This is a genomic window from Pedobacter sp. AC212 (genome assembly GCF_979258625.1).
On sequence record NZ_OZ409870.1, the window covers coordinates 1,765,191 to 1,787,920 of the forward strand.

Sequence of the window (22,730 nt, forward strand, 5' to 3'; positions counted from 1 at the left end):
CAATAAAATATAGTAATTAAAAACCTAAGCCTAAAGCAAAACCTCTAGAAGCATTAGTTACTGTTGCACCAGCAGTAGCTGCTCCAGTAGTTAAGTTTACGCTGTAAACTCTCTGAGTTGTACCCACAGTAAATAAACCATAAGCTAAGCCACTAGTGCCGCCGATATCAAAGCCGTTGCTTGCCTCAACATTAACACCTAAAGCACCTACGTCAACCAACAATCCACCGTTTGGATTATCTTGTTTTACCAACTTATCGCTATTTGAATCAATATCAAATAAAACTGTTGTAGTTGCGCCAAAAAAGTTATTGGTATAAGCTGCACCAGTGATTCCGGTAGTTGCTGGATTTAACGTTCCATCTACAATTACACTTCCATCCAATGGGTTGAACCTTAAGTTCTGGCCAGCATTACTTACAATCCTGATGCGATCGACAGTTGGATTGAAATCGAAGCCGAATTGTGTGCCACTTAACAAAGTGCTAAATGGAGTTGTACCTACAGATGTAGCTGCGCCAGAAGAAGTGTTAATGGTATAGATTCTGCTGCTGCTGCCTAAAGCATACAGTTGTCCGTTTAATGGACGGAAATCTATACCTAAAATTTGTTCGCCAGTTTGAATGCCAGCAATCGTTTTAACCGCAACTGTTGGTGTTGCAGCCATTGGATTGAAAATTAATAACTCATTATTGTTAGAAACTGCATAAGCAACAGGCTCAGTTGGAATAGCTAAACCTGTAATATTTGCAGGAAGGTTTCCAATTTTTGATGCTTTACCAGTATTGGTATCAATAGTGAAAAGAGATGAAGTTCCTGCAACCGATAGTGCTGCAATAGCCACAGTTCCATCAGGATTAATATCGAAACCACCAGCTTCTTCAACATCGAAACCTAAGCTTCCAACTTCAACTAGTTTTCCATCATTCGGTGGATCTTGTTTATAAAGTTTATCCGTAGCTGCATCAATATCAAAAAGAACGGTTGCTGTGGCACCGGCTTTATTTTGTGTATAAGCTACCGAAGTAACTTTTGCATTTGTAACACCGTTGATGGCGCCATCTACAATCATTACTGTACCCGTTTCTGGGTTTAAACGAAGGTTTTGACCATTATTGGTTACCACACGAATACGATCTACCGTTGGATTGAAATCGAAACCTACTGATGTACCAGATAATAATGTAGTAAAAGGGGCGGCAGAAATGGATCTTGCTGCACCTGTTTTCTGATCGATAACATATAAGCGGCTAGTGCTGCCAATGCCATAAAGCTGTCCGGTAGCAGGGCGGAAATCTATCCCTAAAAGCGTTTCACCTTGTTGTAAGCCAGAAATGCTTACTGTCGACGTTGCAGAAGAAGGGTTTTTAGCGTTGATCATCAACAATTTGCTGTCGGATGTTAAGGCGTAAAAATTTAAATCCGGGCCCGGAACAAGTGTTTCCATCGGATTATTTCTGTCTTTTTTGCAGGCAGAAAATAAAATTGGGGTCATAAGGGCAAAAAGTGCCATTATGAAGAAATGTCTAGATTTCATCATGATTGTAGTTTTAGTAATTATTTAATTGAAAAAATAGGAGCTAGGTAGGCTACTATTTCGGGGGTTGTTCAGGTACCTGAAGATGGCAATAAGCTAAAATGAAATTGCCGGAGAATGAAAGCTGATTTGCACTGTTGAGATTGGAAAATTCAAAATTTAGAATATTGTTCAAATCAAGATCTGTTAGTTTCACTTTTTCTTCCAGTTGGTTTTGTTTTTCTGAAGATGACTTATCAGTTTCATCAGTCGAATTTTTCTTGATCACTTCTTTGGCTACCTGCGTAACCGGAATTGCATATACCACTATTCTGCCGGCAAAAGCAAGCAGCAAAAAAAGTATAATAAAAAACCGTTGGTAGCGAGGTGCCATATTAATTGTCAAAATCAGTTACATATACGTTAGTTATTTGGGCTTAGATTTTTTTGGAATAAATTATTTTTGACTACTGATGCGATGGCTTTTCAAACCGCAGAAAATTCGTTCTGCCCCTTGAATAGTCTACGTTGATAGATGTATTTTATTTGTTAATTAAACCCGATATTAGCGGAAAGCCCGGATTGTGTTTTTTCTACACAAACGGACTTGTAGTGTTAGCGGGGCTTGCCCAAACAGCAGCTAACGGCCTGCCTTTTCCAGAAAACAAAATCATTTGTAAAAGGTTAATTCATTAGTGATTAAGCAGAATCTTTATTTGCCCGCCATTAAGTTTTGTAGTTTAGTTGATAAATGATGTCAATATCTTTTTATTTACTGTCAAAACTTGTAAATTGCTTATGTAAAAGGTTACAATTTGTCAGTATGAGTTGGTGTGAATTTCCTTACAAAAAACCGACAATATTTAAAGCGGCATTAAGGTTAGTACTAAAAATCTGCCTTAAAACTTATAAAACACTTATTACGTAGATATATATAAAGTAATTTAATATTATCTTAACGAAATTCTTACGTTGATTTCTGGAAGATTAAGGTTACAAAAGCCTGTTTCTCCACCTTGATGGCGCAATTGTTGATAAAATAAAGAAAACAGCAGGTACTCTTTTTATAATATATTTTATAGTTTAGGGACGTAGCTGTTAAGAAAGGTATTATGGAAGCAAAATTTTCACCACAGGTTAAAGATGTAATCTCTTTTAGTAGGGAGGAAGCGCTCCGTTTAGGGCATGATTACATTGGAACCGAGCATTTATTATTAGGCCTGATTCGCGAAGGCGATGGCATGGCCATAAAAATTTTACGATCGTTAGGAGTTGATACCGGTAAATTGCGCCGCTCAATTGAAGATGCTGTTCGCGGCACTTCGAGTGTTACAGTTAACTTGGGTAATATTCCGTTAACTAAACAGGCAGAAAAAGTTTTAAAAATTACTTACTTAGAAGCTAAAATATTTAAAAGCGATTTAATTGGTACTGAACATTTATTGTTGTCGGTTTTAAGGGATGATGATAACATCGCCTCGCAAATTCTACTACAATATGGTGTTACTTATGATGTTTTTAAACAGGAGGTTGAAGTGAATAAAAATGGTTTCAGAGACGATATTTCAAACAGCGCATCAACTGGTGGCGATGATGATTATCGTGAGGAAGAGAGCTTTAGTACACCTAAAAAGGTTTCGGATATTAAATCAAAAACTCCGGTTTTAGATAACTTCGGTCGTGATTTAACAAAGGCTGCGGAAGAAGGTCGTTTAGATCCGATCGTTGGCCGTGAGAAAGAAATCGAGCGTGTATCGCAGATTTTGTCTCGTAGAAAAAAGAACAATCCAATTTTGATTGGAGAGCCTGGAGTAGGTAAATCGGCAATTGCTGAAGGTTTAGCCTTACGTATTGTTCAACGCAAAGTTTCGCGTGTGCTGTTTGGCAAGCGTGTAGTTACATTGGATTTAGCATCACTAGTGGCCGGTACAAAATACCGTGGACAGTTTGAGGAGCGTATGAAAGCCGTAATGAACGAGCTTGAAAAATCTACTGATGTAATTTTATTTATTGATGAAATTCACACCATTGTTGGAGCAGGTGGCGCATCGGGTTCTCTTGATGCTTCGAACATGTTTAAACCGGCTTTGGCAAGGGGAGAAATTCAATGTATTGGTGCAACTACTTTAGACGAATACCGTCAGTATATTGAAAAAGATGGTGCTTTAGATCGTCGTTTCCAAAAAGTGATGGTTGAACCGGCTACGCCAGACGAAACTGTTGAAATTTTAACCCGAATTAAAGATAAGTACGAAGAGCACCATGGTGTAACTTACACTGATGAAGCGATTCAGGCCTGTGTAACTTTAACTTCTCGTTATATTTCTGACCGTTTCTTGCCAGATAAAGCGATTGATGCTTTAGATGAAGCAGGTTCGAGAGTTCACTTGACGAACATTCATGTTCCGCAAAACATTATTGATATCGAGGCTAAAATCGAAGATATTAAGTTAGAGAAAAATAAAGTTGTTCGCAGTCAGAAATATGAAGAAGCTGCTAAACTTCGGGATACAGAGAAGAATTTAATTGAAGAATTAGATAAAGCTAAAGCGGAGTGGGAAGCGGAAACTAAAACTAAACGTTACGAAGTATCGGAAGATAACGTAGCGGAAGTGGTTGCAATGATGACTGGTATTCCGGTGCAACGTGTTGGGCAAACTGATAGCCAGAAGCTATTGAACATGTACGATAAAGTGGCCGAAAAAATTATTGGTCAGGATGATGCAATTAAGAAATTGACTAAAGCCATCCAACGTACAAGAGCTGGATTGAAAGATCCTAAAAAACCAATCGGTTCATTTATCTTCTTAGGCCCTACAGGTGTTGGTAAAACAGAATTAGCAAAAGAGTTGGCTCGTTTCATGTTTGATAGTGATGATTCACTAATTCAAATTGATATGAGTGAATACATGGAGAAATTTGCGGTATCACGTTTGGTGGGAGCGCCTCCAGGATACGTAGGTTACGAAGAAGGTGGCCAGTTAACTGAAAAAGTTAGAAGAAAACCTTATGCTGTAATCTTATTGGATGAGATTGAAAAAGCGCACCCAGATGTATTCAATATTTTATTACAGGTTTTAGATGAAGGACAATTAACCGATAGTTTAGGTAGAAAAGTTGATTTTAGAAATACAATCATCATTATGACATCAAACATTGGTGCCCGTCAGCTAAAAGATTTTGGTCAAGGTGTTGGTTTTTCTACTTCTGCTAAAACCAATCAGGCCGATTCCCACAGCCGCGGTGTAATTGAAAGTGCATTGAAACGTGCTTTTGCTCCTGAGTTTTTAAATCGTGTTGATGATGTAGTGGTATTCAATAGCTTAGGTAAAGATGAAATTTTCAGAATCATTGATATTGAATTAAAAGCTTTATTCGGTCGTGTACATACTTTAGGTTACGAAATTGCACTAACTGAAAATGCGAAGGACTATATTGCAGATAAAGGCTTCGACAGTAATTTTGGCGCACGTCCATTAAAACGTGCCATTCAGAAGTATTTAGAAGATCCAATTGCAGAAGAAATTCTTAAAGGTGAATTAACTGAAGGCGATGTTTTAGAAATCGATTACGATAAGGAAACAGAATTGATTTCAGTCAATCACAAAAAAGGCGAAGCGAAAAAAGAAGAGCCTAAAAAAGAAGAAGATTCTTCAAGTAAATAAAATGAAACTCCCAATGAAAATTGGGAGTTTTTTGTTTTACAAAGTTTTTTGAGTACTGTATTTGTAGGATTACAAAATGCATCGATAATGCTTTGAATAGGTTGAATGGCAATAAAATATTGAAAATTTAAATTTTTTGTTGTTTGATTTCGCTGTATATTTCGCTCAGAAATCAATCCTATCTAATGAAATCATTTGTCCCGATGATGTGTTTAGCAATGATTTGCCTGGCTACATCCTGTAAGAAAAACATCAATATTGCTAATGATGAAAATCAGACACCTCAAGCGAAAACGGAAAGTGCTGCCCAGACTAACTTAAACAATGATTTAATGTTGAAATTAGTAAATGATACACGCTTGGCGGGTTGCAATTGTGGCACTACAAAAATGCCACCCGTTGCTGGTGTAACATGGAATGCTAATTTGACGCTGGCTGCGATTACGCAAAGCAAATACATGCTGTCTATCAATAAAATGCAGCACGAATCTGCAGATGGAACTAGCGTTGGCAATCGGGTAACGGCCACAGGTTATATTTGGAAAGTCGTTGGAGAAAATATAGCCTCAGGTCAAACTACCGAGATACAGGTTTTTAACGACTGGCTGAAAAGTGAGGGACATTGCAAAAACATGATGAATGCAAATTTCAAAGAGATGGGAGCTGCCAGATCGGGAACTTTCTGGACCCAGGTGTTTGCAGCAAAAATGTAACCAGCCAAAACGTATCAACTTCGTGGATATTGATTCGAGGATAATTATTCCATTATAAATCTTCTGTTAGTTCAGTTAATGCTTTATAATAGCGCTCATAATTTTGTTGATCGTTATTTAGAAAAAGAAACGGCTCAATTAATTCCAGTTCCATCAATAAAAAATCACCATCTACGAAAACACCATCCACTCTGGCATAAAGACAATTTTTTGCAAATTGGCGAACGTATCTGGCTGCGGTTTCAATTAATTTTTGATCGGGATTTTGAGGATGTACTGAACCGCCGTGTGCCGGCTGAACCCTAAAATCTCCACGTTTGGCTTGCTTAATTAGAGCGTGACTGTAGACGCCGTTAAAAAAAATGAAAGACCATTCGCCGCTCTCCAAAATTTCTGGCAGAAAAGGCTGAATAATAAAGTCTTCTGTTTTGATCAAATCTGTTAACTTCTCTTCAATTTCTTTTACATTCGTTGCAGTAACCTTGAAGGTATTTTTGGCGCCGCCGCTTACACAGGGTTTTACAATCAGTTTTTTGGTTTGGAACTTTTCGAAAAATATATTGAAGTCAATTTTTTCATCTCTTTCAAGAAAAATGCTTGGTGTAATCTTTAACCCAGCTTGCTGAATTTCCTTTAAGTAGTGTTTATGGGTATTCCACCTCACCACATCAATTGGATTGAGCAGTTTTACTTTTTTATCTTCGAGCAGGCTGAGCCACTGGTGAAACTGCTCAATTAAATCAAAATAATCCCACGGCGATTTTAAAATGGCAAGTTGATAATTTTCCCAGTTGGTATTTGGATCATTCCATATTACTTTTTGAATGTTTAATCCTTTCGCCTGCAGAAAGTCTAAGAGTCTATCATCTTCGCTTTCAACGGTATCTGAATCATATTTCCCCTGATCTAAATAAGTCACTAATGCAATATTCATGGTTTAAAACTATGTTTTATCATTTAAACAAACAAATTAAAAGAGTGACATTTGATCGTTAGGCACTTTAAAAAGTGAATGGTTTAAGATAATTTCCTTTTTATTCAAGCCGTTCAGTCTGGCATGCAATCTAAAACTATCGCTGATCATCTTTGCTATATTTCCCTCTCCACGCATTCTGTCGCCAAAACGACTGTCGTTTACCGTTCCGCCATGGCAACTTTGAATCATGTGCCAAACCTTATCAAACCGATCAGGAAAATTTTTCCTTAACCAATCTTCAAAAATTTGGCCAATAGCCCCGTTTAGCCGTACTATGGTATATCCTGATTTTATAGCTCCAGCATTTGCAACTGCTTTTAATATCGTAGGGATTTCGTGGTCGCTCAAACCCGGTACAAGCGGGGCCACCATTACGCCCATTGGTATTCCAGCTTTGCTTAACTCTTCTACAATTTTTAGTCGTTGTTTTGAAGTGGTTGTTCTCGGCTCCATCACTTGTCGCAAATCTTCGTTCAAGCTGTTGATGGATACATAGACCATGCATAAATTGAGTTTTGCCATTTCTTGCAAAATGTCACTGTCGCGAAGAATCAGCGAATTTTTGGTTATCATCCCGATAGGTTGTTTATATTCTAAAGCAATTTCTAGCAATTGCCTGGTCAGTTTAAACTTCCTTTCGGCGGGCTGATAGCAATCGGTATTTCCTGATAAGGAGATGGTAGCAGCATCCCATCCTTTTTTCTCCAGAAACTTTTTGAAAAGTAAGGGAGCATCCTTTTTTACAATAATTTTCCTTTCGAACTCCAGCCCAGCGCTGTATCCCCAATATTGATGTGAATTGCGGGCATAACAATAGGTGCAACCATGTTCGCAACCCTGATATGGATTTAAGGAATAAGCCATTCCAACATCTGGACTATCCACTTTGTTGACAATAGATTTTGAATTTTCAAAAATAAAGGATGTTTTTCGATCGGATTCTTCCCAATCATCAATGCCTTCATCGTGTTCCTTTACATAAACATCTTTTAAGAATTTGTTATGAGGATTAACTTGTGCACCTCTTCCTTTAAAATATGTTTTCTCTTCTTCGCTAATCATTAGAATAAAATTACTAATTTTTTTAGCAAACAGATGTCGGTGTTGATAATTTTTATTTAATTTCACCTGATAGATAAATGTATTATTTTTGTTAAGTTTAGGCTACCAAAATCCTGCATAAATGAACGCTCCTTTGTCATGCATTGTTATAGATGATTGCGATCTAGATCGGCAATCGGTTGAGAATGAAATCAATAATTCAGCAGGTTTACAGCTTACTGGTAGTTTTGGCAACTGCATTGAAGCTTTGAATACTTTCCATCTTAAGCCCGATATTTTATTTATTGATATAGATATGCCAGAGATTAATGGCTTGGATTTTATCAGAACTATCAAGAATTTCAATACCATAAATATCATCATTTCTTCCCATCCAGAATATGCTTTAGAGGGTTTTCAACTTAAAGTTTTTGATTACATTTTAAAGCCATTAGAGAGCGATCGTTTTGAAAATACAGTAAAAAGATTGTTGGATTTTAAACAACTTAAAAATAAGGCTGAAGCCTATGATGTACTATTCGAAAGGGAAAATGTTGTTTTTAAAGATGGTATAACCACTAAAAGTGTAAATGTTAACGACATTTTATATTTAGAAGCTTTTGGCGATTATACTAAAATTGTAACAGAAACTAAGGTTCATTTAACACTTGCCACCTTAACGAGGTTTATCGATTCATTGCCTTCTGGTAAATTTATGAGGATCCATAGAAGTTACGCAGTGCTTAAAGATAAGATAAGCACCATCGGGCACAAAGAAGTTTGTATAGCGGGCAAAATATTACCCATTGGGAAAACCTATTACAAAAATACCAAATTAGAATTATCGCTACGTTTATGAAGTTTTAAGGTTCATAATCAATATGTTTAGGTACTATCGTTTCTTTTTATTGATCGTTTTGTCAATTTTATGGCAAAGCATATTCGCTCAGAAACCTCCTGAACCAAATTTCCAAAAATATAAAGTAGCGAGGAAAAAAGCAGAAGCATATAATCAGTACTGTTATTCCCTTTTCAATTATATTTCCGCCAGCGGCAAATTTATCGACTTTTCTGATTTAATAAAGGTTTGTAAACGCGGTTTGAATGCTACTCAACGTAGCGATTTTAAGAATTTGTATCGACTGGAATATTTAACAGGATTAACCTATAAAATTCAGCTCAATTACGATAGCGCTTTTTTCTATCTAAAGAAGAGTATTGGTAGTGCACAAAGGGGAAATGATATTGGAAATGAGGTTGCCGCCATACGGCAAATTAATTATCTGTATCGTTATACAGGAAGATTTGCTGAAATGAATCGCTATAATAAACGGTTAATAGAGTTGCAGACTACAGTTAAAGATATTGCTATCAAAGATGAATTGTTATCGGCCTTGAGCGAATACTATTTATACAATGGCGATTACGAACAAGCTATTGAAACATCTTTGAATTCGTTATCAACTAAAGAATATTTCTATCAAAAGAAAAAGGATCATAAATCTCAAATTGATTTAGGTTTAGCCCTCTCAAATTTGGGGAGTTTATATTTAGACTTGAATCAAAATCAAAGTGCCATAAATTATTTAAAAAGATCAGAACCCTATTTTGCGCAATATACAGGCGGCAGAGTGCGTATGTCCATCAACTTGGAGAAAGCCTATTTAAATATTGATAAAACCGATAGCGCCATGTTTTATTATCGAAAGGTATATAAGGCTATGGTGAAAGATTATTTTTATGAAACTGCACCTCTAAGTGCTGCAAATCGGCTCTTTGGTGAATATCACCTCAAAAAGAAGGAAATGAATTTAGCAAATAAGTATACAATGGATGCTTATAGCCTGGCCATCACTTCTGAAAGTAAGGAAACTATTTTACTGGCAACAACCTTAATGGGCCATCTATTATACGAACAGAAAAAACATGCCAAATCAGTCTATTATTTAGAGCAGGCTTTGCCAAACTCTTACAATTTTAATAAGGATATTTTTGCCGGAATATTACTCAAGTTGGCACAGAATTATCAGCAGTTAAATAATCATCAAAAAGCCTATCAATTTTTTAATAAATACAATTTAATTCGCGATAGTATATACTTTGCGAAAAGTAGAGAAGGTATTAATGCAATTGAATTTAAATATAAAAATGCCGAAAAAGAGCAAAGGATTAAATTTTTGAATGCGCAAAGCGATGCGCAAAATAAAGAAATTAAGCAGCAAAGGCAATATCAAACTATTCTTATCATTTGTGTTTTTCTGGCATTGCTCATTTCCATACTTTTTTATCGGATTTATATAAATAAGAAAAAGGCTAATTTGCTTTTAGATAAGAAAAATCAACAGTTGGATATCATCAACAACCAATTGGATCAAGCAAATCAAACGAAAACGAAGCTCTTCAGTATTATCTCTCATGATTTAAGAAGTCCTGTAAGTCAACTTTTTACCTTTTTAAGGTTGCAACAAATCACAGTTAATATTTCAATAGACGAGAAGGAAAAAAATCAAGAAAAATTGATGCAATCTTCTAAAAATTTGTTAGCTACCATGGAAGATTTACTGTTATGGTCTAAGAGCCAAATGGAAAATTTCCAGCTTGAAATTGATGCTATAGACATAACCTTACTTTTCGAACAATCTATTGCTTTGATGACGAGCCAAGCTGATGCAAAGAATTTAACTCTGGAAATAGCCAAAACACGATTTGGAACTATTGAAAGTGATGAAAACTTTCTGATCATTATTATTCGTAATCTATTACAAAACGCCATCAATCATTCTCATCAAAATGGCAATATTGGTTTAAATGCAGGCTTTGATGGCGAAGGGAAAAAATATTTATCCATAAGCAATAACGGCGATGAGATACCGCTAACTAAAATAGCTGAATTATTAAATCAAAATGACGTTGGCAGTAAATCATCAGGTTATGGCCTGTTAATTGTGAGAGAACTCAGCCTAAAACTTAATGCAAAAGTGGGCATTGTGAGCACTCCAAAAATCACCGAAGTTTCGATTACCTTCCAATAGCTGTTTAACGATTATTTATATCCCTTTATAGATTTTAATAACCAAATTTTCACTGATATAAATAGGTTTATGTGCTAAATAAACCGAAATGAAAATTAATCTAAATGTTAAGAAAACCATTTGCTCGTGCTTCTGGTTGCTAACGCTTTCTGTATGCATTTCCTGCAATTCTACCCAAACCAAATCAGATTCATCACCTGCCCAATCAGAGATTAAACAAGCTGATGAATACTTTTCTGTGAAAATAAAGGGAAAATTGTGGGAAGCATTTCCCTCAAAAGAATTTAAGGAATACAATGTGAGCTATAAACAATTGGGACATCAATTTTCTATTTATGCCGAAGCCGAAGACGGCTCGAGGGTTGATGTATCTTTTCACTCTGCTAAAGAATTAGCGGTAGGCAATTATCCGTCAACCAGAAATGATAATGGAATGTTGAGCGGGGTATTTTATTTTCCTGAGGCAAAAAGTTCTGATAAGGAATTGGCTAGCGTTACGCCAGAGGTTCCAATTCAGGAAAATACTGTTCAAATTACCAAAATAGATAAATCCAACAAAGAAGCTTATGTTATTGAGGGAACATTTTCACCAACAATGTATGCCGTTTACGAAACCAACCCCGAGCGAAGCGTAAAGTTTACAGAAGGGAAATTCAAGGTGATTTATCGGCCAAATTCAATGGATCCGGCGTTTTAAAAAATCCAAAATGCTTTGGTGATTCCTTTGCCGATTATACCGATACGTTCGTCGATAATAAAATAGTGATGGCCTGATCTACAGTTATCTTCAATAAGTAATCTCTAAACAGACAATCTTAACTCTACTATTATGAAAAAAAGTTACCTATTCGGCTTAATTTTTTTACTTACAGCGATAATTAGTTCTTGTACCAAAGATGGTTTAACTGGACCAGAAGGTCCGGCAGGACCAATTGGCCCAGCCGGCCCAGTTGGGGCGGTTGGTGCAGCAGGTGCAGATGGAAGCATCATCTACAGTGGAAATACTGCGCCGTCGATCGCTGTTGGTAAACCGGGTGATTACTATTTAAATATTACAAATGCCCAATTATACGGACCAAAACTTGCCACAGGTTGGGGCTCACCATTAACTTTGATGGGTGCTACAGGAGCCACCGGTGCTACCGGTGCTACCGGCGCAACTGGTGCTACCGGTGCCACGGGTGCAACTGGCTCATCAGGAACTAACGGAACTAATGGCACGAACGGGACAAACGGTACTAATGGCACAAATGGAAGTACAACTTTAAGTGGAACAGGTTCACCTGCAGCTGCTTTGGGTACCAATGGCGATTTCTATCTCGATAAAACTAACTTCTTACTTTACGGACCCAAAACTGCTGCTATCGGTTGGGGAATTCCAATTTTATTAAGAGGTGCAGATGGTGCACAAGGCCCAACTGGTGCTGCAGGTAAAGACGGTAGTATTATTTATAGTGGTTCAGGAACGCCGGTTGTAACAATTGGTGTTAATGGAGACTATTATCTTGATAAAAATACGGGGAATTTATATGGACCAAAAACGGTTGCTGGATGGGGAACGCCACTCGTTTTAAGAGGTACGAACGGCACAAATGGTACAAATGGAGCCAATGGCACAAACGGAGCTAACGGTACAAATGGAACCAATGGAACGAATGGCAGTGTGACCTATAGCGGTATAACACCTCCCGATTCTACAATTGGGGCGAACGGTGATTACTATCTGGATAAAAGAAGTTATTTACTATACGGGCCAAAAAATGCTGACGGATGGGGAATTCCAATATTGCTAAGAGGTGCCGATGGTGCGCAAGGTCCAACAGGTCCGGCTGGAGCAGATGGAACAGTTATTTACGGTGGAGATTATTTTCCTGATCCTGTATTAGGCAAAATAGGCGATTACTTTATTGGTAGGTTTACGGTAATGCTTTACGGACCAAAAACGGCAGCAGGTTGGGGTGCTGGTATTTCATTAAGGGGTGCAAACGGTACTAATGGCACTAACGGTAGCACCATTCTTAATGGCGTTGGTGCACCAAATGGAGGAGTAGGATTGACCGGCGATTTCTATATCGACATTAGTACCTATACCATTTATGGTCCGAAAAATAATGGTGTTTGGGGCTCTGGAACATCGCTAAAAGGGAATGACGGAAATGCGAATGTAATTGCATTGGAAACTGCCGATAATGTAGCATTTAGCTGGGTTTTACAAGTTGATAATTATGTTTTAAGAAAACAAGGTGTGGCCGTGAATGATACATCCACTGTTTTTAACATCCCTGCGGCCAATTATACATCGGCAAAAAATGGTGTAGTAATGGTTTACATTCGCAAAAATTCAGGTGGTGGAAGTTATAGCTGGCAACAATTAAACTATACCGAAAAAACACCTGGCTATACAGTAACTTATGTATCCAATCTGCGCATCAATCCAACCGATGCAAAGGTAAGAATATCATATGGAAACCCATTTGCCACCCACCAATCTTATGCGGTAGATAAGGTTAGGATAGTAATTATCCCGCCTAGTTCAATTGGGACGCTAGGTACAATAAATCCAAATCAATCGCCTATGCTTCAGGCCATGCAAAAGCTCAATTTAAGCGATAAAGATTTCAGAAAAATACAATGATAACGCTTTTATCAGCAGGTTCATCACCTGCTGATTTTTTTAACGCATCCTTAAAATCAATGTATTATGAAACGCTTATCAATTTTAATTGCAGGATTTTCGCTTGTATTTATATGCTCCCTAGCCGTTAGCGCCCAAGATATAGGTAACATCGGTAAACAAAAACCCATCACAATAAATGGCTCAATAGGATTGGGTTTCGGTACCTATAACGTTAACGGAATACCAGCAAGGCAAAGAGCATTTTCTTATATTTTTAATGGCGCACCATCACTTTCTTTGTACGGTGTGTCTTTTCCTTTTACAGTTGTAGTTAGCGATCAGCAGAGAAGCTACACCCAGCCATTTAACCAATACGGCATTAGCCCAACCTATAAATGGGCAACCGTCCATGCAGGTTGGCGCAGTTTGGAGTTTTCTCCATTTACCTTGGCAGGGCATAATTTTTTGGGTGGAGGAGTTGAGTTAAATCCAGGCAAACTACGTTTCGGTTTTATTTATGGCAGATTTAACAAGGCCATTGAAGAAGATTTGAATCAGCCTTTAGCTTTAGCGCAACAACCTGCATATAAACGTACTGCCTACAGCGTTAAACTTGGCTTAGGAACAGACCGAAACCACTTTGATATTATCTTTTTAAATGGTAAAGATGATATTAATTCATTAGCCATTAAGCCGACTTCGATTCTTTTAACACCATCAGAAAATATGGTATTGGGTTTCTCCTCCAAGTTCAGTTTTTTAAAACGCTTTGTTTTTGATATGGATTTTTCAGGGAGTATTTTCACCAGAAATGTGCTCTCGGATACCGTTGAAAATATTCAGCTAGATAGAATAAGTTTTATAAAGAAATTAGTGACTCTTAACTCGTCTACCCAATTACTCACAGCAGCACAAACCAGCTTAGGCTATAATGCAAACTTTTATAGTGTAAAACTGAAGTATCGAAGAGTTGATCCCGATTATAAAAGTATGGGTGCTTATTACTTTGAAACTGATGTGCAAAATTATACGGTAGAAACTGCCTTTAGATTATTTAAAAATCAATTGCAGGTTGGCGGTAGTTTCGGTTTGCAGAACGATAACCTGTTGCGAGATAAGTCTTTTCGCTCTAACCGAAAAATCGGTTCAGCCAATATCTCCTTCAATAAACCTGCCTACGGGATTGATTTACGGTATACCAATTTTGGTATTACGCAAGATCGCGGCTTAAACCCAGTTTTGGATGTACTTCGAATTGCCAGAACGAACCATAATCTGAGCTCTGTTTTTCGATACAATATCAATCGCGAAGCGGTAGCTCACGGATTTATTTTGGTTGCCAATATTCAATCGCTGGTTGATCTTAATGAGTTTACTGCCCCAAACAGCAAATCGGATAGTAAAACGCTTAATTTTTCCTACCAGTTTGGCTTACCGAAAAAATCTTTTGGTGCCAATGCCAATATTAATTATACCATTGCAAATGTTGCCTTTGGTAAATCCATTTTTTATGGACCAACCTTGGGCTTGTCCAAAAGTATCGATAAAGGTAAGGTAGGCTTAAACCTGTCGGCAAGTTATCAGCTTCAGCGAAATAACGATTTGGATGCCGGAACCGTTTTTAATACCAATTTAAATGGTTCATACCGTTTGGGCAAACGCGATGCTGCCAATATTTCGCTCAACTATTTAAAAAGTAATTCAAAAGATATTACACTGCCAACATTTAATGAGTTACGTACAAATGTTGGTTTAGTACACTCATTTTAACACTCAAGCTATGATCAATTTTAGACGATTTCTTAAGTTTTCCAAAGGAATATTCATATTAATATTAGGGCTGATGTTATCATTCTGTGCTAAAGATGCAGATGCTCAATCGGTAAATGTGAATGTTACTATTGTACCGCCATACTCTCCATACTACGCTGATTATTCAGGCTCAAATGCATCAAAAGTATTATTGATCGTTCAGAATTTAACTTCTACAGCGAGAAGTATAAAATTAACGGGCCAGCTTGAGGGTGATAATGGGATCAAAATCACCACAAAATCCAATTATGTTCCTTTACAACCTATTACTTTAAATCCAAATGAAACCAAGCAGTTAAACGGGTTGGCATTAAAGGATATTTTCGACTTAAATACCTTAAATGTTTATGGAATAGATAAAAGCAGGTTAATTTATACCTCCAGATTGCCTGAAGGAAATTATACCTTTTGTATTCAGGCGGTTGACATTCAAAGCAATCAAGTGCTTTCATCTGCTGCTCCATTAGGCTGTACAACCATTTCAATAGCTTACCCAGACGCACCGGTATTGGTTGGTCCGAGTGTTAATGAGTCGGTTCCGGCAATCAAACCTCAATCAGTTGTTTTCAATTGGATTAATCCTGGTTTTACACCTGTTGGGACACAATATCTTTTGCAGATTGCAGAAATGCCATTGGTTAAGTCTGATCCTAATCAGATTTTAAACGCAACATCATTTCCATTGATCAATAAAAATATAATTACCACTTCATATACTTTAAATCCATCTGATCAGCCATTGGTAGTTGGAAAAACTTATGCCTGGCGGGTTCAGGCAATAGACCCATCAGGAAAAACAATTTTTAAAAATGATGGTAAAAGCGGCGCTAACGTTTTTACGTTTGGAACGGTTGCACAAGTAGAACAAGCTACAATAAAAAACATTGAAATTCTGCTTCCAAACCCATCAAATTTTGGTAAGCCTATTGCTGTGAATAATAAATTCCCACTTTACATCCGTTGGAAACTCATTAACAGAGATGAAGATAAAACTTCGGAAAAAGCTATTGATTATGGTTATGTTGATGGTATAAATAAGCCTGATGACAAGACGCTTAGGTACAACATAGAAATTAAAGATAAAATTAAGAATACCATTGTAGCCAGTCAAAATGGGTTTGATAGTTTCTCATTTACTGATTTAGGTAGTGGAACTTTCGTAGATAAGCGTTCGTATGAATTTAAAATTAAAGCCTACCGCAAGAAAGGTGTGGGAGAGCTTGACCTTCCGGCTGGTTTTCAATCAAATGCTTTTTCAAAAAGTTTGATGTTGTCATATAATGAATTGGCTGGCGAAAGTGTGACAGGTAGTTTCATTTATCAAAAAATCGCCGATACGCTTGCGAAACCAGTAATATTAACCTTAAAAGGAAAAGTACAATACCATTTCGAAAATGATCAAACCTATCCTATATATGGTACCATAAGGTTAAATAAGTTTTTTAAAACGGTTGATCAATCTGGCAAAACCATTAAAGATAATATTAGTGTTGCCAGCGTTAATCCCCAAGAGCCATCATCTTATTTAGTAAAAACCAGTAGCGATGGTAGGTTTACCGCAAAAGTTACCGAAACCGTAAAGGCTTTATCAGGGAATTTAGTAGCTTATTATACAATTGATTTTCCAACTAATAATTATTACGGAGAACCAGATCGTACTGTTGAACTAAATGGAACCGGACAAGAATTTAACGTGGGAGATTTTACTTCGCTGGTTAAATCCTATCAGTTAAATTTACATATCACTAAGGCTTACATTCAAAAAGCCTACATGCAGAAAGAAACTAAAGATGTGGTTCGCGTTCGCGAAGCATTAAATGATTTGCAGGTAACCATTTACCGTTTAAGTAAGGATGGAGGAATCCCGATATATGAAGGGCAAGGATTGCCATCTAACAAATCAACCCTTTATAGGAAATTAGGTAGCATTACTGGGCAGGTGCCAGAGATGGTTTATAAAACATCAACAGATTTAACCAAAATAAACGCTAGTGCCACATTACCTGAAGCCGTAGTAAGTTTTGCCAAACTAATTTGTAAAGGGAATACCGATGATACCTATTATATTAATGTTTTGGACCCTAAAACTAAAGCCGTTATTATAGATGAGCCATTTGCATTTCAGAATACGATATTGATCCCTGGCAAAAAATCAAACAAAAATTACGATAGTTTCAAAGCCGTAGGAACAGCAAGTTTTGAAGTAGAAAAAACCTTGAATTGGACAACTGAGCAAGCACCTATTGCCAACATTAAGGGCCGATTATTATATAGATATTCTGACGGAGTTGGCGGCGCCATGCCAATGCAAAATGCCAAAGTGCATTTGGAACCGTTTTTGGTTTTTACAGAACAAGCCGGTGGAAAATCTTATGCGTTGCCTACCAGCATTCTGAATAATCAATTTGTAGGTATCCAAGTTAGTGGGGTAAATGCAAATGGATCGGATAGAAGTACTAAAGAAGATGCAAAATTTTATGAATACGTAGATAACGTTAAAAAAAGCCTTAAACCGACTACCACCACGAGTGATGGCTCATTTAATTTTGTCGATATTCCAATATGGGATTCTGTAACGGTTTCTAAAAATTTGTTTTCATTTGTTGTAAAGGCTCCACCAATACCAACACCGCCACAAACAAACCCGGCAGCAACGACATTGAAAGATATTTGGCAATCGCAATTTACCGGGATGGGCGATGCAAACGCATTAAAAAATCAATTTATAAACCAGGTAATGGCTGATGCCACAAATCCACTTTTGGATCCGTTTACGCAAAGCCCTGTAAAAGATGCGCTTTCGCAGATGGGGAATGGTATTACAACAATGGCCGGAGGCAAAGTAATCACGGCAGTTAGTACTGTTACTACCGGCGGATTATCAAACTCTTACGATGTAAGTTCATCAGTTAAAGTTAAACAAGTGCAGGCTAAAAAGTTTACGCTTTTAAATGGTGCATTCGGTTTTTATGATGATAATGAATTATTGGCCAGTAGAGCTTCAGGACCAGCGCCTCTTTTGCCAGATTATACCGTTGTGAAATCATTTAATGTTGGCTCTAACGGTCCGTGTACTTTAAAAATGGTTTACCGTTTAGTGGTAGATGATATGGATTTGTTTTGCAGCCCGGATAATAACATCGAGATAAACCCGCTACAAACCTTAGATGTGGGTTCGCTGTATGCTTTTGTGCGATCGGCAAAAGTTAACATCAGCCTTTATAAAAAAGAAAAATACGATAAGAAGTTAGGTTTGGATAATGAACATATCACGAGTGTTCCTATCGAACTCCGCAGATCGAACCACAGTGGATTATTGGCAGAAGGTAGAAAATTTAACAACGTTTTGTTTGAGGAAAAGCTGCCTACCGATCCAAACCTGGTAGATTATGGCTCGAGCAAAAAAGGAGGCTTGACCTTTAATCACGTACTGCAAAGTAGAGGTTATACTTTCGTGCCGATTTTTAAGGATGAAGCCAATATTGCGAGCTCATACAAGCCAAATACTACAAATTTTTACCTACACGATGCTGATATTGATCGAACAGTGTTCTTAGGAAAAACATTTCTCTTTAATAATGAATTTGTAGAACCAACTTTTAATCAAGATACTCAACTTGAACGCGATAATCCAATTGTTGCCGGGAGGTTAATAAACAGCATTAGTGGCGAAGGGATTGGTGCAAATAAAGAAAAAGTTACCGCGAGAATTAACGTGGGCGGAATATTCTACTTTCTTCCAATTGATAGTTACGGGTATTTTAGTTTCAAATCGGTGGCGCTAATAGGAATAACAGCAAAAATTTCAATTCAAATTGATGGCTATGTTACCCACGATTCAACCGGTAAAGAATCACCAAAGGAAAAATGGTATTATGAGATTAACAATATGCAGCTTGGGCAAAAGGTTTTCAATAATTTATACTATAAACCTTCAGCATCTGTTACCGGCCATATCGTAAATGCCAAAGGAGAGCCCATACCTGCGCTATATAAAATCACCGGTAGCAGTTTCATTCAAGAAACAGAATCGGAATGTGTAACCAAAAAAATTGGTAATAATTCTGGCTCTACTGGAACAACTACTTTTGGAGGAGTTAAAGTTAATACCACCTTTACAAATACCTTTATCAGCGATTGTAAACAAACCTTCAATGCTTACATCGCCCCAAATAAGTCGGCCTACATTGAAATTATTCCAAATGATTTAAAATATTTTAACGAAACCAAAAGCATCGCCGTTTCATCAAAAGGAAATACCGAGATGGGTGCAATAGTTTTGACCACAAGAGAGCACAGAATCAAATTTGTAGTCACCAATTCTTCGGGCGAACCTGTGCCAAATGCCAATATTAAATTACTGGAATACACTTATGTTACAGATAGTAAAGGTATTGTGTATGTTAATTTTATGAATATTGCAGAGAAGAATTTTGTAGTAAAAATTGTTCCTCCTGCCTCTTCAGGTTATATTGGCAAAGAGTTCTCGCTAACAAATTTAGAAACGCCTTATTTTAAGGAGGAAAAAATTATTCTTGATAAAGGCTTTACCATTTCGGGAGTCGTAACCGTTAATAAATTAAAGTTACCTAATGCAACAGTTTATGTTGATAATGGCATTGGCGCATCTACTATTCAAACCACTACTAAACCGGATGGTTCTTATGAATTAAAAGGCTTAGCTGGATATGGCACTAAAATAAAATTGACTGCTTACGGACCGGAAATTAACGATGGTACCATTATCGGTCAAACGATTACGCTTGCGGCATCTCAATTAAAAGCCAATTTTGATTTAACTAAGGTTGATTTTGAAGGAGATAAGTTGTTGGGTTATCATGTTAACCTTAAAGAAGCTAGCGCTATGGCATCTGGAAACTACAAACTGTCGGGAGATCTAGATGTAAAACAAACCAGTAGTGATTTTAAGTTGGCAGATGAAAGTAAGAAAATCATTTTTAATAAGGTTGAAGTTAAAATCACTGCAGATGCATCGGGTAAAAAAATAGCGGTTCCGGTAGGCGATATTTTACTAGATGCAAAACAATTAAAAACAAGATTTAGACAAAGTTATTATGCTGATGTGTTGGCTAATGGCAGCCAAATACTGGTAAAAAAGGTAACGGATAACACAGGTACATTCCAGGCAAAAGTTAAAATAACGGATAACTCTTTTAACTATCCAAGCAGCTTTTTAAAATTTGATAATACAAGCTTTTATTTTGCAACGAAAAAAAACGGGGTATTGAATAACACCATTAATTTACTTGCCACTGGATCTCCAAACGCCACCACGCCTAAATACTATTTTTCTGAAGCCAACGGAGGTGATATTAAATTTAAACTTTTGGAATTTGATGCGCACACCTCAGCAGATTCAACTTACTTTATTGATGGCAAAATTAGGTTATTACCAACCATTACGGCTACAAAAGTAAGTACGCTTGGCGACGTAATTACCTTAAAACTTCCTGAATTGAAAATTGATCAGAATAGTGTCGGAACGATTTCAAGCGCATCACCATTGAATTTAACCATGGAGAAATGGACGATTACCATCCCACAATGGAAGTTTTCTACCGATGAAGGAGGTATTGTAGCATTAGCGAGCAGCAATAACATGATCAAAACTGGAGTGTTAAATATCCCTTTCAAAAAATTTAGGCTCCGCAACGATGCTCTCTTGATTAGTGAAGTAAACGTGAAGAAATTAAGCTTAGGTGGCATTGTTGATGTAAATGTTGCTGCGGATGTTGAGCCAACTTTTGGTCTCGATCCAAAAATAGGTGATGACTTAAAAGCACATTACATATTAAGAATGTTGGGGAAAAATGGTAAGGAAGCCGGTAGCATTCAGCCTTTGCCAGGAATTCCACAAGGTATTGGTATTACCGCGGCTACTTTAGTGAGTTCTGGAGAACAATATGTCGATTTCTCGCCAAACTCAAAATCAGTAACTGCCTTTAATCAAATTGATTTTAAACCCATAATGATTGAATCATCACAAAATGATTTTACAATACTTGGGGATGTGAATTTAAAAATACCAAGGTTACAGAAATTTTATGGCGGCTTTAAATACAGCAAAGTTAATGGCAAACTAGAATCGAAACCTGCATTTGAAGAAGTTAAATTTGATATTGGCAAAGGCTACGTAGTGTTCAATTCCAAAACGGCAGATTTTACTGATAAATTTGGAAACAAGATTAGCACTGCTAAAACCTTGGCAGATAATGTGATCAATTTATATGGAACAGTTTATGAACCAAACCAGTTGCCAGAAATTCCGGTGCTGCTTAACAAAACGGGTGATAATATTTCCATTAAAATGGTTAACACGTCTACTGATTTACCAAAGATTGCATTCGGATCAAACACCAATTTAATTATCTCGAGCGCAAGCACATCGGTTAAAAATAACGATTGGGATTATTTAAGTTTTACCGGTTCGCTAAAACAGAAAGACAATACACCAATTAAAGGTTTTGCTGATCCAAACCCGCTAACTTTTAAAGTCTTTGGCGAAGTTGCTTACGATTCTGGTACCATTAAAGTAAGCGGGGCAAATACACCATTTGGCAAAATGAATATGGTTTTCGATTGGCCCGAAAAACGTATTCTTGGTAACCTGCAAATGGAAAAGGTTGACATTGGCGCTGCAAGTGCATCCGGCGAAGCCGAAATAATGATTGATAAAAATGGTTTTTACACATTTATAGCGGCAAGCGTAACTGTTCCGGTTCCGATAATAAGCCCATTTAAGGCAGGGTTTTTAGTTGGAAATTACAGTTCACTCCCTCAAAATGTAGTGGATAGGGTAACCCAGTTTAATCACCATAAATTACCCGATTGCGGGAAATTTGATTTAACGGGATTCATTGTAGCCGGGCGTAAAGATTTATTTGAACCTTACAAACTGAAAATAGATTTACCTCCGGTAATCCCTCTGGTTTCTATTGGTTTAGTAGCCGAATGCGGTGTAGATGCACTCTTACAAATGAATTTTGCTAATGTGCCTAATTTTACACTTCAAGCTGGCGCATTCGGTTCAGTGAGGGTTTCAATGGCTTCTATTACGGGCACTAGCGCATCAGGTGGGATAGAAGTTGATTTAACCGCAAGGCTGAAATATGCGCTAAAAGAACAAGCAAAGTTTGATTTCTGTAATAGCGTAAAATTAAATTACGAGGTAAAACAAAGCATTTTTGGACTGGCTGATATCAGTAAAAGTGGTTCTATTGCGATGGCTGCGAGGGGTAGCCTGGCTGTAGGTGGCGGTCAAAGCACTAACATATCGTTTAATCTGACATCAGATACTTGTGCTGACAATAATAAGTGCCAAACCAATAAATAAATTT

The 22,730-nt window shown here is 37.2% G+C and carries 12 protein-coding genes; 8 read left to right on the top strand and 4 right to left on the bottom strand.

From position 1 onward, the window contains the following. Positions 1 to 16 precede the first annotated feature (16 nt). Positions 17 to 1,540: a DUF4394 domain-containing protein gene (locus ACZZZC_RS07560; protein ID WP_463485519.1), complete on the bottom strand. Its 1,524-nt coding sequence runs from the start codon at positions 1,538 to 1,540 to the stop codon at positions 17 to 19. Positions 1,541 to 1,592: 52 nt separating this feature from the next. Then, positions 1,593 to 1,910, bottom strand: coding sequence for a hypothetical protein (locus ACZZZC_RS07565; RefSeq protein ID WP_463485520.1), 318 nt, complete (start codon positions 1,908 to 1,910; stop codon positions 1,593 to 1,595). A gap of 718 nt (positions 1,911 to 2,628) precedes the next feature. Between ACZZZC_RS07565 and ACZZZC_RS07570 the strand changes: the two genes are divergently transcribed. Further along, the gene (locus tag ACZZZC_RS07570; RefSeq protein WP_463485521.1) at positions 2,629 to 5,181 is read left to right on the top strand and encodes an ATP-dependent Clp protease ATP-binding subunit; all 2,553 of its coding nucleotides are present in this window, start codon (positions 2,629 to 2,631) and stop codon (positions 5,179 to 5,181) included. Between the two features lie 185 nt (positions 5,182 to 5,366). After that, positions 5,367 to 5,894, top strand: a complete 528-nt coding sequence (locus ACZZZC_RS07575; RefSeq protein WP_463485522.1) for a CAP domain-containing protein — start codon at positions 5,367 to 5,369, stop codon at positions 5,892 to 5,894. Positions 5,895 to 5,946: 52 nt separating this feature from the next. Here the strand turns inward: ACZZZC_RS07575 and ACZZZC_RS07580 are convergent, their stop codons facing one another. Together ACZZZC_RS07580 and ACZZZC_RS07585 are read right to left on the bottom strand one after the other, a co-directional pair. Further along, a complete protein-coding gene (locus tag ACZZZC_RS07580; RefSeq protein WP_463486879.1) occupies positions 5,947 to 6,828 on the bottom strand; it encodes an ATP-grasp domain-containing protein in 882 nt (293 codons plus the stop codon). 36 nt (positions 6,829 to 6,864) lie between these two features. Continuing rightward, positions 6,865 to 7,932, bottom strand: coding sequence for a PA0069 family radical SAM protein (locus ACZZZC_RS07585; protein WP_463485524.1), 1,068 nt, complete (start codon positions 7,930 to 7,932; stop codon positions 6,865 to 6,867). A gap of 121 nt (positions 7,933 to 8,053) precedes the next feature. On the opposite strand from ACZZZC_RS07585, the gene ACZZZC_RS07590 reads away from it, so the two are divergent. The 6 genes from ACZZZC_RS07590 to ACZZZC_RS07615 all read left to right on the top strand — a co-directional run bounded on the left by ACZZZC_RS07590 (position 8,054) and on the right by ACZZZC_RS07615 (position 22,726). After that, the gene (locus ACZZZC_RS07590; RefSeq protein WP_463485525.1) at positions 8,054 to 8,770 is read left to right on the top strand and encodes a LytR/AlgR family response regulator transcription factor; all 717 of its coding nucleotides are present in this window, start codon (positions 8,054 to 8,056) and stop codon (positions 8,768 to 8,770) included. Positions 8,771 to 8,792: 22 nt separating this feature from the next. Then, positions 8,793 to 10,943 (top strand): tetratricopeptide repeat-containing sensor histidine kinase, encoded by a 2,151-nt coding sequence (locus tag ACZZZC_RS07595; RefSeq protein ID WP_463485526.1) that lies wholly within the window; start codon positions 8,793 to 8,795, stop codon positions 10,941 to 10,943. Between the two features lie 88 nt (positions 10,944 to 11,031). Then, complete coding sequence (locus ACZZZC_RS07600) at positions 11,032 to 11,640, top strand: hypothetical protein (protein ID WP_463485527.1); 609 nt, start codon at positions 11,032 to 11,034, stop codon at positions 11,638 to 11,640. A 132-nt stretch (positions 11,641 to 11,772) separates the two neighbouring features. Continuing rightward, positions 11,773 to 13,578, top strand: coding sequence for a hypothetical protein (locus ACZZZC_RS07605; protein ID WP_463485528.1), 1,806 nt, complete (start codon positions 11,773 to 11,775; stop codon positions 13,576 to 13,578). Between the two features lie 66 nt (positions 13,579 to 13,644). Beyond that, a complete protein-coding gene (locus ACZZZC_RS07610) occupies positions 13,645 to 15,330 on the top strand; it encodes a TonB-dependent receptor (RefSeq protein ID WP_463486880.1) in 1,686 nt (561 codons plus the stop codon). Between the two features lie 73 nt (positions 15,331 to 15,403). Further along, positions 15,404 to 22,726, top strand: coding sequence for a hypothetical protein (locus ACZZZC_RS07615; RefSeq protein WP_463486881.1), 7,323 nt, complete (start codon positions 15,404 to 15,406; stop codon positions 22,724 to 22,726). Positions 22,727 to 22,730: the final 4 nt, after the last annotated feature.

Bases quoted from the DNA above. Each gene is read 5' to 3' on its own strand.
- ACZZZC_RS07590 (WP_463485525.1), top strand. From the start codon at position 8,054: ATGAACGCTCCTTTGTCATGCATTGTTATAGATGATTGCGATCTAGAT.
- ACZZZC_RS07560 (WP_463485519.1), bottom strand. From the start codon at position 1,540: ATGATGAAATCTAGACATTTCTTCATAATGGCACTTTTTGCCCTTATG.
- ACZZZC_RS07575 (WP_463485522.1), top strand. From the start codon at position 5,367: ATGAAATCATTTGTCCCGATGATGTGTTTAGCAATGATTTGCCTGGCT.
- ACZZZC_RS07580 (WP_463486879.1), bottom strand. From the start codon at position 6,828: ATGAATATTGCATTAGTGACTTATTTAGATCAGGGGAAATATGATTCA.
- ACZZZC_RS07605 (WP_463485528.1), top strand. From the start codon at position 11,773: ATGAAAAAAAGTTACCTATTCGGCTTAATTTTTTTACTTACAGCGATA.
- ACZZZC_RS07585 (WP_463485524.1), bottom strand. From the start codon at position 7,932: ATGATTAGCGAAGAAGAGAAAACATATTTTAAAGGAAGAGGTGCACAA.
- ACZZZC_RS07600 (WP_463485527.1), top strand. From the start codon at position 11,032: ATGAAAATTAATCTAAATGTTAAGAAAACCATTTGCTCGTGCTTCTGG.
- ACZZZC_RS07610 (WP_463486880.1), top strand. From the start codon at position 13,645: ATGAAACGCTTATCAATTTTAATTGCAGGATTTTCGCTTGTATTTATA.
- ACZZZC_RS07615 (WP_463486881.1), top strand. From the start codon at position 15,404: ATGTTATCATTCTGTGCTAAAGATGCAGATGCTCAATCGGTAAATGTG.
- ACZZZC_RS07595 (WP_463485526.1), top strand. From the start codon at position 8,793: ATGTTTAGGTACTATCGTTTCTTTTTATTGATCGTTTTGTCAATTTTA.
- ACZZZC_RS07565 (WP_463485520.1), bottom strand. From the start codon at position 1,910: ATGGCACCTCGCTACCAACGGTTTTTTATTATACTTTTTTTGCTGCTT.
- ACZZZC_RS07570 (WP_463485521.1), top strand. From the start codon at position 2,629: ATGGAAGCAAAATTTTCACCACAGGTTAAAGATGTAATCTCTTTTAGT.